Below are 11,920 nucleotides of genomic sequence, written 5' to 3'. Positions count from 1 at the left end.
TTTGGTTTCACGTACTTTGCCATATTAGTATTATGGATCGCCATGTACGCATTGTCCAGTCTTGTCCAATAAATTAATGATTAGAGGCATACCGATCGTTACTTGATGTCGAGCCGGCCGTACTTTGTCGTCAGGGACTTTTGCCAATGACAAATCAGGAGATGTGTGAGGATTAGACAAGTCTAACCTTTAACAGCCTGAGCTTTCAAACATCCGTTGAACTCGGGTTGAGATTTTGGCCGGCAGTAACAGGAAACCAGTATTTGAGGTAGATGCGGTCAGAATTAGTGTCGAAACTGCTGGGTATAAAACAGGACACCGCCGATGTGAGTTTTACTAGAAGCACCCTACCAAACGATAATTGAGTTCCTACGCAGAATCCCGCGATCGCTGGCATCACTAGCGCAGAATTTCAAATTGCTGCTGTTAACATCAAAGCTTAACTTTTTCCGGCGCCGGTGGGAACCGCGCATGGTAATGGGCCCCGCACATAGTAGGGAGAACAGGAAACTATGTTAACTTCACGCTGTTGAGATTTCTCTACAGCAACTTTCAATCCTGCTTCAAAATGCTCCGTGGCATCTTTCCAAGAGTAATTGGTCACCTTAGCATAGGCGGCTTCCGACATGGCTTGCCACTGGGCATTCGACAAATGACACATAGATTCTATGGCTTTTGCCATTTCTTCGGGATCTTCTGGGCTTACAAGTATGCCAGTACCGCCGCTCAAAATTTCAGGAGCAGCGCCTGCTGTGGTACTGATGACGGGAGTGCGGCACGCCATCGCTTCGATAATTGGCAAGCCGAAGCCTTCAGAGCGACTCGCCAGCAGCCACGCATCGCATTTGCTGTAATAATCTTTGAGTTTGTCTTGGTCGGGTCTAATTACATACTCGGCATTGGCTGGTAGCGGCAATTCCGGGGATGGGGCCTCTGTACCGAAGGCAACCAGACGCAGGTTGGGAATTTTTTCAGCGGCTAGGGAAAAAGCTTTGAGTGCGATGTCGGTTCCTTTCCAGTAAATTGCAGAGTACATCATGCCAATGGTAGGAACCGATTGTTTGTGGCGAGGGCAGGCATAAAATTGCTTGGTGTCAACGCTCGGAGGAGCTGAGGAAACTTGGCGATCGCCATATTTAGTCCGAGCTAGGTCAACTAACCAGTCAGAGATCGTAATTTTGTGCATGGGTAGCTTCCAGGTTGCTTCGACTCTACCTTCAGGTAGATAGTCAAAAACTTCATGGTGCTGGATAAAATAAGCTTTAGCTCCTTTGCTCGGGGAGAGTTTTGCTACCCACTCGGCGGTTTCCCACCAGGTGGCAACTACTACGTCAGCGTCAGGCACATCTTTGTCTTCTATTGGGCGCGAGCGATCGATAATTTTGCTTTCTACACTGAGATTATCGAAAAATGATGGCTCATTTTCAGGTGTGGAAATCCAACCCCTTCCCCGCAGCAGCGACTTGACTTGCTGGCGCAGACTCGCTTGCTCATGGGGTACAGAGATGACGAACACGGAGTGTCCTCGTTGTTTCAAGAGTTCTGCGAAAATAGATATTACTCGAATTCCACCAGTCAGACACAGAGTAGGAAGAACAAAGGTGATTTTCATGTTTAACTCCCGCTGAATAATCCGACTCGGTTTCGACGCTGCGATGAGCGCGCTTTGTGAGAGCCGACAGGAAAGAGGGGCGGGTGAATCTTAATTACCGCTTTCCCGGTGTGGGCATAGAATCAAACCTAGCGACTGTTCGCAACACCCCAGTATAGATCCACAATTTCGCTGTCATTCAATCTATAGTAATGATGGATTCGATTCACCAACAGTTCCCTGCGGGATATTTTTTCGGGTCTGCGAAAGTTACTTCTCAAGACAGATACGCGATCTAACATCAGCTTTTTTCGCCCCACACACGAAGCTCTACAACACTTCCTGCCTAACATAACATCATTTGCTGATCTTACCGACACAGAGTTACGGTTTACCGTAACTCTCCAAACTTTAGTGTTGGGGAAAGGTAGCCAGCGTAACAATATTCCGGAGATTGACAATCGCCGTCCGGAAAAATTTGTTATAAAATTCTATTAAATTAAATTATTAGTTATAAAATATTAATTCGCGATAGCTATCATCGCTAGAAATACTGATGCTTGACTGTGTGTTTTAAGTTACTATACGCTCTGTATCGCTTAAAAAATATATTATTTATTCTGAATTCAGAGATGTAATTTGCTCAAACACCTGCACGGACGCGAGCTGATTCTGAAAGGGAATCGCAGAAATCACAGTCATGGATAGGTTAATCAGGAAAAACTGGTTTTTTTTAACTATTGCTCGATCTTGTTGCCGTAAATGTCTTAAAAAACCGTTTGATGCGTCTGGACTGCTGAAAAAGGTAGGTTTGTCGATCGCTACAGAATATATAATTTGATTGGTATCAATTTAATTAACTGCCTGAGTTTTAAATTTTTTAATGGCAGGCGATCGCCTGAAAGTATCCCCAAAAGTGACTGCCACTTCTCCACCGAGTATGTAGCGTGCCCAACAGATGTCTAAGTAATTACCGTAAAATTCAAGTTCCCCCAATTACCTAACGATCGTGTAAATATCACAACAATTGTCATGGTGCAGTGATATAGATCGTGGCAACCTTGACTCTTAATTGGTAGCCGCAGCTTAGCGGTATGTATCAAGCGAGTTCGCTTACAAAAAAAATCCTGCTATGAAAAAATCATATTTCCTGAGTTGACGATTCCGAAGGACAATCGGTGTACTTTTGAGCGTTGTGGTGCCCAGGGTGGCAACGATATGGTTTGCCAGTTTTCACGCAGTAAAAATTATGCGATCGCCAGCGCAACAAAATCTCTAACTTTAAATAGATGTCTTCACACAAAGCATTTCTCGGTGGGAATACATGAACTTTCAATTGTTGTACAGCATCAGTCAAAATCCCAGCAGCGTCCAATACGGTTGAGTTAAGAGAGTCCCGCAGTCATAACGATTTGAAAAATAGACACTGAGATTGCTCTGGGGCGCGATCGCTGCGGACAAAAAGTGTTAGCCCAAGCGTATTGGGCTATAGTTTAATACGGTTCACTTAAGAAGATAATTGCTCAGCGCCCACCTGACTTAACCGAGAAATGTCATAGTCTCTGCGATTGCCGCGCTCGATCGCTCGCAATGACAAAAACGTTAAGTGAACCGTATTTGGCTATAGTTGCTAAAAAAGTGGCTAGTTAAAGAGGATTTGCCAAGCAATCATTGCGAGGGCTAAATCTGCGATCGCGTGGCTGATATAACTAGGCCACAGCGAACGGTAAGTTAGATAACAGTGCGACCAAATTATCCCGGCGGTGAAGACGGCGAATGAGCCTAAAATCACAGCGCGCCAGTCGCTGTAGGCTGCGATTACAAAAATGTGGTGGAGGGTGAAAAATAGTGAACTGAGAAATATGGCTGGTTTTCCTGGTATCAGAATCTGGCATTTGTTGCAGACAAACCACCGCCAAGTAAATTCTTCAATCAGCGAGTTAACTAGCACGAAATATGCTTCAACAATTAAGTAAATATTTTGGCTGTTGGTTCCCAATTGGCGAGCTTTTTCTTTGGCCGCTACAGGATCGATCCAGTGCTGGCCGAAAAGGCTGTAGATACCCACAATTACCGCAAACATGGCTATTCCCCAAATGGCTCCAGCCCGCAATTCTCGCCGCTTGGGGAGGGATAAATGCAGTTTTTGCCGATCGACTAAAACACACCAGGCGATCGGGAAAAGGAGCAACCAAAGTTGACACAAGGCTGATACTGTTTGTCCCCAGCTTCCGGGGGCAATATACAAGCCTGCTATTATACCAATACTCGCAGCGGGGACGAGCAGTGTGAGAGCTAAGAGTGCTGTTTTGCGATCGCCAATTTCCAGCATTTTTTACGCCACCTTTGAAAATTTGGATTGACATCAAAGGTAAAAGCTTGGCCGGTTCCCAGAGGTGATACCAGTTTTACAAAAATTTAACTTTAGCCAAACCTGAAATTCTGATGCCGTCAGTCATGCCCAATATAAAATATAAAATATAAAATAGTATGATTTTTGTGCCACTTATCAAAGTGGTGCGTCTTTGTGGCATCGGAAAATTGGTATAATGGCGATCGCACTTCCGATCCTAATCAGGAATTACTCTAAATTAACTCAGTTGTCGGCTTTTTGAAATCCGAGCGATCTTTCTATTTCGGGTTCAGCACCATTTTGCAGCCAATCAAGAGGTTTTTCTGCTATTTAGGCTGGATTTACCCATATAATATCTTTAAGCTCATCAACCTCTACTGCTACTTTAGCAAAACATTGTCTGACTTTGTTATCAAGTGAAATTACTGTGCGATCGGTAGCGATCGCAGCTTCCACCAACCGCAAATCTTTAACCATTATTTCCCGCTCTTTATCGCTTTCGGCAATCGATTCAACTTGAGACCACAAATTATCATCTACCGCGATATCGCAGGGGCATAGTTTCTTCTTTGCCACCATCCGGCGCAGCCATATACGAGCGGATTTTGATTGATGCTTGTTCCACTCATCTCTAATATTTGGAGTCATCACAACTCTGTGAGAAATATCCAAGACAGCTTGGAGAAAATCGCGACAGTAAACGGATATTGGATAGGTAGCATCTTCTCCACCAGCAGCACGCGCAACTGAAGCATCAATTACCAGGCGTTTAGAAATTTTATCTGCCATGTTAATGCTTCCACAAAACAGCTTCGGCTGCATCCAAATAGCGGTTTTCTAGATGCAAAGAGACATCGCCAAAATCTTCCGGCCACTCTCCAAAAGCTCCTGTTTCATCTAGATCGGCACTGCTGACTTCTGTAACACCATCGTCGCGCCGTTTAAACCAGTGAAGTTTGACTAAATCAGGTAATATTTTACCCTCGGCAACTAACGATTGAACTGCTAAAAGCAGCAATTCACTGTGAGTTTCTAGAACTACTCGCACACCTCGATTTGCAGCATCAACTAATATCTCTGCTAAAGCAGCTTGAGCGCGAGGATGCAAGTGAATTTCCGGCTGTTCTAGGTAAACTAATTGTCCTGGTTCTGCTACAAGCAAGGCAACTAAAATAGGCAAAGTTTGCGATACCCCAAAGCCAACATCAGCAATACTAACCGTATCGATTGCACTCCCGCTGCGGGATAAACGACCTACCAGCAGTTCAATTTGTACGTCATTAATCTGTCTGGCTTCAACTTTCCAGTTGAGTCCCAGGAACTCTAAGGCTTGACCCAATTTTATCAGTCGATCGTCCTTGGTTTCTTGCCAGGAATTAACTATACTAGCAACATAATTTTCAAAAATTCCAGTAAATTCACTGCCAAATGCTGCGATATTATAGGTGCGTTCTGGATTGCCTCTCGATCCGGGAACATGAATTATCTGGCGAATATATTGTTGAAAGTTGATTGCCAAATGGGATGAATCAAAATGACTTTCACCAAGTCGTAAGTCTAAAAAACCTCGAACATTACTTACGCTCCATAGTGGCGGTTCTTCGTCAATATTGTCTAATAAAATACAGTAATTTTCCGCAAAGTTTTCTGGAAGAACCTCAATCACTTCTTGATGTCGCATTCCCGGATAAATAGTAATAATTTTATCATTGTCAGGAAAACAGTAAATTGCCTTGACAATTCTAATGCCAGGTTTTGGCTGCTTGCTGAAAACGTTTTTCAAAAAATTATCTCTCTCTAGATTAACCCTGACATAAAACTCATCGTTGTATTTTTCAGGTGACAGTTTAGACAATATCTGTTCTGCGGATGTAAACTTAACATTCGGCCCGTCAAGTTTCAAACCACCCGGATCGTAAGGGGCTTCTAGCGTTTGCTTCATCAGCAATAGCGGCTGCATAATGCTAGACTTACCAGAACTGTTGGCACCGGCTAAAATTGTCAGCGATCGCACTTCAATTTGGCACTCTTCATAAATAGACTTGTACCCGCATACTGCAATTTCACTAATTCCCGATACAGGCTCTTTGTTCTGTGTTGCAAAGGAAGTGGATTGAGTCATAATATTATGTTTGCATTGTCAGCTCTAAATACCATAATATTATAAGATAATCTTTAGTAGCTGTGTATTTTGGCCCAATGACGATCGCAATTGACTTTGGAACTAGCAACACCGTCGTCGCTCGCTGGAATCAGGCTCTCCAGCAGCCCGAAACTTTGAAATTACCGGGATTGTCGGCAATCTCGGTTCAAAATCCACCCCTAATTCCCAGTTTACTCTACGTTGAGGACGCTGCTCAAAATAAAGTCATCCTCGGTCAGCAAGTCCGCGACAAAGGCCTCGATCTGAGTGGAGATTCTCGGTTTTTTCGCAATTTTAAGCGGGGAATTGGCACTTCTGTGCAGGGTTTTGTGCCGGAACTTGACGGGCAAATTGTTGATTTTGAACGAGTCGGTGAGTGGTATTTGAGCCAAATTGTGAACTCAATTCGCGAACTGCCTTTGTCGGTAGATTCTTTGGTTTTTACTGTGCCGGTAGATAGTTTTGAAGCTTACCGCCATTGGTTGGGTAAAGTTTCTGAATCTCTGCAAGTGGAACAGGTGCGGATGTTGGATGAGCCTACGGCGGCTGCTTTGGGTTACGGTTTGGCCGATCGCGAAATTCTATTAGTGATTGATTTCGGCGGCGGCACTCTCGATATTTCATTGGTACGCCTCGATGTTAATGCCAACAAAAAGCCTTTGGGGTTTTTGCTGAAATGGGGCGAAAAGTTGTTAGCTGAATCTTCTGCACAAAAGACAAAAGTTGCCAGGGTTTTGGCTAAAGCCGGACAAAATTTAGGCGGTTCTGATATTGATAATTGGTTGGTTGACTATTTTGTTAAAACGAAAAAGTTGGCAAAATCTCCGATTACGACGAGGTTGGCAGAAAGGTTAAAGATTCAGTTATCTTTGCTAAATAATGCGGTTGAGGTTTATTTTGATGATGAAAATTTTGAGAGTTACGAATTAGAATTAGACCGATCGGGCTTTGAATCTATCCTTGCCGAACATCAGTTTTTTGAGAACCTCGACGAGTGCATGAATCAAGTATTGCAGCAAGCGCGGCGCCAAGGCTTAGAAATTGGCGATATCAATGCAGTTTTGCTCGTTGGCGGTACTGTCCAAATTCCTGCGGTGCAGCGTTGGGTGCAGCAATATTTCGATCCGGCAAAAATTCGGTGCGACAAACCCTTTGAGGCGATCGCCCAAGGTGCTCTACAATTAAGTCAAGGCATAGAAATCAAAGATTTTCTCTATCACAGTTACGGCATTCGCTACTGGAACCGCCGCGACAATTGCCACAGTTGGCACAGTTTAATCAAATCCGGTCAGTCTTATCCGATGACCGAACCGGTAGAATTAGTCTTGGGAGCTTCTTTGGAAAATCAGCCCAGCATAGAATTAATTATCGGCGAATTGGGAGCGGAAACTGGTGGGACGGAGATCTATTTTGACGGCGACAGGCTAATTACTCGCCAACTCGCGGGCGAAAGATCCGTACAGCCGCTAAATGACAAAGACGGAGCTCGCAGTATCGCGCAATTGACGCCGCCTGGGTATCCGGGGAGCGATCGCATAAAAATCTTTTTCCGCGTTGACGAACAGCGCTTTTTGCGGATTACTGTGGAAGATTTGCTAACCAATGAAACTTTGTTAGAGGATAAACCAGTGGTGCAGTTAAGTTAAATATAGGACGTACGGTTGAAACCGCGTCTAGACAAAGGAAGTCCGCCTCCGCGGACTGAATGAAATCAAAAATTCCCACGCCCTTGAAGTGAATTTTGTCTCCATAAATGTAATTTTAACCGCTCACTCTTCAACCTGCGGAGGCAGGTTTTGTCTGTATAGACGCGGTTTCAACCGCCGTTTGATCTACGAACCTATTAGTTAAATTTCAGATTTGTGCACCACTACAGGCGTCCCCACCGAGGCCCAATTGAACAGCCATTTAGCGTGATTTACAGCTACATTTGTGCAGCCGTGAGTGACGGGATTTCCAAACAAATTGTGCCAGTAAGCGCCGTGAATTGCATTACCGCCATCGTAATACATTGTATAGGGAACGTCGGGCACGTCGTAGTCTTCCCCAGTCATTCTAGTAACGCGATATTTGGTTTGGATGGCAAAGGTTCCCGTGCGGGTGGGAGTCGATGATTTGCCGCTGGAAATAGTCACCGCATAAACGGGTGTATTTCCTTCCCAAGCTATGAGTTTTTGTCTTGACAAATCAATTTCAATCCAGCGCTGACTGGATTGCTGCAACTGCATGATTCTATTGGCAATTATGTTGCGCTGTTCGCCTGCAAATGCAGGAATTTGTCCGCCACAAAATGCAGCAACTGTTAGGGCGCAGGCAACACATAAAGTTCCTGCGCGACGCAAGTAAGTTGAGTTGATAATCATGTTTATTCCTCACACCCAAGACGATTTGATAGTTTTAGATTGAAAAATTGAAGAATTGGGAAACTTTCACACCTGGTACTATTTTAAATTGTAGATTATAGATTTTAAATTGGGAAAGAGGGCTTAACAAGTTGTTAAGTTTTGGGTGAGAGTTTTGGCAATTTCGACGATCGCCCGCCAATCTCGATTTTGCACTAAGTGTTTGGGAAATAAGTCTCCGGCTAAACCAACGGCGATCGCCCCAGCGTCAATAAATACCTTGGCATTTTCCAGCGTCACCCCGCCCGTGGGAATCAAAGGAATGTCGCCCAGAGGGCCTTGCAGGCTTTTCAGGTAAGCAGCGCCTCCCAAGCCTGCGATCGGAAAAACTTTCACGCAGGTAGCACCTGCTTGCCACGCCGTCATAATTTCTGTGGGAGAAAAAGCACCAGGGACGATCGGCACTCTCGCATCAACTGCTGCTTGAATCATGCCTACATCGGTGTGCGGAGTAAACAGGAATTGAGCCCCGCAATCTATGGCTTGCTGCAACTGTTCTAAGTGTAATAAAGTGCCAGTACCAATACTAAAATCTGGCAATTCTGAGCGGAGTTGCGAAATTAATTCAGCGGCTTTGTGGGTATTCCAGGTAATTTCAATAAATTGGATTCCTCCTGCTGCTACAGATTTTGCCATCTGCCAAGCGACTTCCTGTTCGGATGAACGGATCACGGCGATCGCTCGGTGTTTTTTTAGTAGTGTCAACCAAGATTGATGATTCATGCTAACTCATTCTGACTAGGATATAATTTTAGTACACATTACAAAATTCGATATATGCCAAACTACAATATGCGCGGCGTTCAATTTTTAATAGACAATGAAGGCAACAAAACCGCTGCAATTGTTGACCTCAAAGAACACAGCGAATTTTGGGTTGACGTGTTGGCTGAATGTGGCGAACCGACAGACTTTCAGTTTTTAGTTGACGGCCAAGGCGAAAAAATTGCGGTGCTGCTTGACTTCGAGAAGCACGGCGAACTCTGGGAGGATGTTTATGACTCTTTGACTATTGAATCTAGACAAGATGAACCAAGAGTTCCCTGGGAAGAAGTTAAGCGCCAGCTTGAGGAAAAGGGTATGTTGAATGTCTGATTACTTGGTCATTACTGCACGTTCGGCTCAAAAAGACCTGGACGCTCTGCCCGTTGAAATCAGCAGTCGCATTTATCCCCAGATAAATGCTTTAGCCAGTGTGCCCCGTCCCCCAGGCTGTCTCAAGTTAAAGGGGAAGAAAAACGGCTGGCGAATTCGGGTGGGCGATTACAGGGTAATATACACCATAGATGACGACAGCCGCACGATCGATATCAGTAAAGTGCGTCACCGGCGAGAAGTTTACCAAGGGTGATATCACGTCCGGTTATATCGAAATGATGCAGTGCGATCGCCCGATCGCATTGCACAATGAAATTAAACAGCCGATCGCACCACAAAAAAATCGGGGCGATTCCAGACAATACCAGAAGCACCCCAATTATCGATTTTAAGCTTTAGATTAAATCTAAAATCTAAAATCCAAAATCTAAAATCAATTAGGCAATTGTCGCCATCTTGACATCGCTATTAGCTAACAAATTTTGCAATTCATCAGCATCGACAGTTTCCTTGTCAACTAGCATATCTGCCAAGGCGTTCAGCACGTGGCGGTTGCCGACGAGCACGTCTTTAGCGCGCAGGTAAGCTTGCTCTACCAACAAGCGGACTTCATCATCGATCGTAGCTGCGGTTTCTTCAGAAAAGTCCCGTTCGGCCATGATATCGCGACCCATGAACATATTCCCTTGTTGGCGACCGAGAGCTACAGGGCCTAGCCGATCGCTCATTCCGAAGCGAGTTACCATTTGGCGTGCTACTCTTGCCACTTGTTGCAAGTCATTGGAAGCGCCAGTTGTGACTTCTTCTTCACCGAAGACAATCTCTTCAGCAATGCGGCCGCCCAAGGCTACCGCCATTTGATTTTGCAAGTAAGAGCGAGAATACAAGCCAGAATCCATGCGATCTTCGCTAGGTGTGAACCAAGTCAAACCACCAGCGCGGCCGCGGGGGATAATGCTGATTTTCTGTACGGGATCGTAGTCGGGCATCAGCGCACCGACTAAAGCGTGACCGGCTTCGTGGTAAGCTACTAAGGTTTTGCGTTTTTCGCTCATCACGCGGTCTTTCTTTTCGGGGCCGGCGAGGACGCGATCGATCGCATCGTTGACTTCATCCATCGAGACTTCGGTCAAATTGCGACGGGCTGCCAAAATTGCTGATTCGTTGAGCAAGTTAGCCAAATCCGCACCTGTGAAACCGGGTGTCCGGCGGGCGATTTTTTCCAAATCCACATCTTTTGACAAGGTTTTGCCGCGGGCGTGAACGTTAAGAATTTCGAGGCGGCCGGAGAAATCGGGGCGATCGACCACAACTTGGCGATCGAAGCGACCTGGACGTAGCAGCGCAGCATCCAGCACGTCGGGGCGGTTAGTAGCAGCAATCAAAATGATGCCAGTATTGCCTTCAAAACCGTCCATTTCGGTCAGTAACTGGTTCAGGGTTTGTTCCCGTTCATCGTTACCACCGCCCAAACCAGCTCCGCGCTGGCGGCCTACGGCGTCAATTTCATCAATAAATACGATACAAGGAGCGTTTGTTTTAGCTTGTTCAAACAAGTCGCGGACGCGGGAAGCACCGACACCGACGAACATTTCGACAAATTCCGAACCGGAAATGCTGAAGAAAGGAACACCTGCTTCTCCGGCGACTGCTTTGGCGAGCAAGGTTTTGCCTGTTCCGGGAGGGCCGACTAACAGCACGCCTTTGGGGATTTTAGCTCCGACTGCGGTGAAGCGATCGGCATTTTTCAGGAAGTCCACGACTTCAGCGAGTTCTAGCTTGGCTTGTTCGATGCCGGCTACGTCGCCGAAAGTCACCTGAGTTTGAGGCTCCATTTGGACTCTAGCTTTCGATTTGCCGAAGTTCATGGCTTGATTGCCGGGCCCGTTTTGGGCGCGCCGCACCAGGAAAAACAGTCCCACCAAGAGCAGGATCGGGAAGAACAGGCTGCTGAGGGCTTTTACCCAGAAGCCTTCGTCGTTTTGGGGCAGAACTGAAATATCTACCTTATTTTTGGTCAGGATGTTAATCAGTTCGGGGTCGTTAGGCAGGTTGACAATTACCTTGCTGCCGTCCTGAGCCGTTACGAGAGCTTTACTGCGATCGGAACTGATATTTATTTTGTCTACTCTGTTGCCTTCGACTTCCTGAATGAATTGGCTGTACTTCCAAACTTCCCGACTAGGGGGCTGTTTGTCAAAAAATGCAGTGGCTAGGGCAATGACTACAATAGCCAGCAGTGCGTACAGTCCAGCGTTTCTCCAGCGTTTATTCACCGAGGTCGATCCTCCTAATTATTTAGTCCCTGTGATTTGGGAATTTTTATTTATGTT

11 protein-coding genes are annotated in these 11,920 nt (G+C 45.6%); 4 read left to right on the top strand and 7 right to left on the bottom strand.

Features of this window, described 5'->3' with window-relative positions; translation table 11 throughout:
- Positions 1-439: 439 nt before the first annotated feature.
- The 4 genes from JGK22_RS04590 to JGK22_RS04575 form a co-directional block, all read right to left on the bottom strand.
- Positions 440-1,612 (bottom strand): glycosyltransferase family 4 protein, encoded by a 1,173-nt coding sequence (locus tag JGK22_RS04590; RefSeq protein ID WP_293178824.1) that lies wholly within the window; start codon positions 1,610-1,612, stop codon positions 440-442.
- A 1,621-nt stretch (positions 1,613-3,233) separates the two neighbouring features.
- Positions 3,234-3,923 carry a CPBP family intramembrane glutamic endopeptidase gene (locus JGK22_RS04585; RefSeq protein ID WP_293178821.1) on the bottom strand — a complete coding sequence of 230 codons (690 nt, stop codon included), beginning with the start codon at positions 3,921-3,923 and terminating at the stop codon, positions 3,234-3,236.
- Positions 3,924-4,274: 351 nt separating this feature from the next.
- Positions 4,275-4,733 carry a hypothetical protein gene (locus JGK22_RS04580; RefSeq protein WP_293196156.1) on the bottom strand — a complete coding sequence of 153 codons (459 nt, stop codon included), beginning with the start codon at positions 4,731-4,733 and terminating at the stop codon, positions 4,275-4,277.
- Position 4,734: 1 nt separating this feature from the next.
- On the bottom strand, positions 4,735-6,066 hold the full coding sequence (locus tag JGK22_RS04575; protein ID WP_293312428.1) for an AAA family ATPase: 1,332 nt from the start codon (positions 6,064-6,066) through the stop codon (positions 4,735-4,737).
- A gap of 77 nt (positions 6,067-6,143) precedes the next feature.
- On the opposite strand from JGK22_RS04575, the gene JGK22_RS04570 reads away from it, so the two are divergent.
- Positions 6,144-7,733 carry an Hsp70 family protein gene (locus JGK22_RS04570; protein WP_293219498.1) on the top strand — a complete coding sequence of 530 codons (1,590 nt, stop codon included), beginning with the start codon at positions 6,144-6,146 and terminating at the stop codon, positions 7,731-7,733.
- A gap of 201 nt (positions 7,734-7,934) precedes the next feature.
- Here the strand turns inward: JGK22_RS04570 and JGK22_RS04565 are convergent, their stop codons facing one another.
- Positions 7,935-8,456: a L,D-transpeptidase gene (locus JGK22_RS04565; RefSeq protein ID WP_293178839.1), complete on the bottom strand. Its 522-nt coding sequence runs from the start codon at positions 8,454-8,456 to the stop codon at positions 7,935-7,937.
- Between the two features lie 117 nt (positions 8,457-8,573).
- Positions 8,574-9,212, bottom strand: a complete 639-nt coding sequence (locus tag JGK22_RS04560) for a bifunctional 4-hydroxy-2-oxoglutarate aldolase/2-dehydro-3-deoxy-phosphogluconate aldolase (protein ID WP_293178812.1) — start codon at positions 9,210-9,212, stop codon at positions 8,574-8,576.
- A 54-nt stretch (positions 9,213-9,266) separates the two neighbouring features.
- Between JGK22_RS04560 and JGK22_RS04555 the strand changes: the two genes are divergently transcribed.
- From JGK22_RS04555 to JGK22_RS04545, 3 genes are read left to right on the top strand one after another with little or no spacing between them, the layout of a single operon-like run.
- On the top strand, positions 9,267-9,584 hold the full coding sequence (locus JGK22_RS04555) for a hypothetical protein (protein ID WP_293207120.1): 318 nt from the start codon (positions 9,267-9,269) through the stop codon (positions 9,582-9,584).
- The gene (locus JGK22_RS04550) at positions 9,577-9,840 is read left to right on the top strand and encodes a type II toxin-antitoxin system RelE/ParE family toxin (protein ID WP_293178806.1); all 264 of its coding nucleotides are present in this window, start codon (positions 9,577-9,579) and stop codon (positions 9,838-9,840) included. The genes JGK22_RS04555 and JGK22_RS04550 overlap by 8 nt, the downstream gene beginning before the upstream one ends.
- Complete coding sequence (locus JGK22_RS04545; protein ID WP_293229651.1) at positions 9,776-9,979, top strand: hypothetical protein; 204 nt, start codon at positions 9,776-9,778, stop codon at positions 9,977-9,979. The genes JGK22_RS04550 and JGK22_RS04545 overlap by 65 nt, the downstream gene beginning before the upstream one ends.
- A 45-nt stretch (positions 9,980-10,024) precedes the next feature.
- Here the strand turns inward: JGK22_RS04545 and ftsH3 are convergent, their stop codons facing one another.
- Entirely contained in the window at positions 10,025-11,863 is a 1,839-nt protein-coding gene (ftsH3, locus tag JGK22_RS04540; protein ID WP_293178800.1) for an ATP-dependent zinc metalloprotease FtsH3, read from the bottom strand.
- Positions 11,864-11,920: the final 57 nt, after the last annotated feature.

It is taken from the genome of Microcoleus sp. PH2017_08_TRC_O_A, from assembly GCF_020738665.1.
In the GTDB taxonomy this organism is placed as follows: Bacteria; Cyanobacteriota; Cyanobacteriia; order Cyanobacteriales; family Microcoleaceae; genus Microcoleus.
The sequence above is the reverse complement of the archived record's forward strand: the minus strand, read 5'-3'. Positions and strand labels throughout refer to the sequence as shown.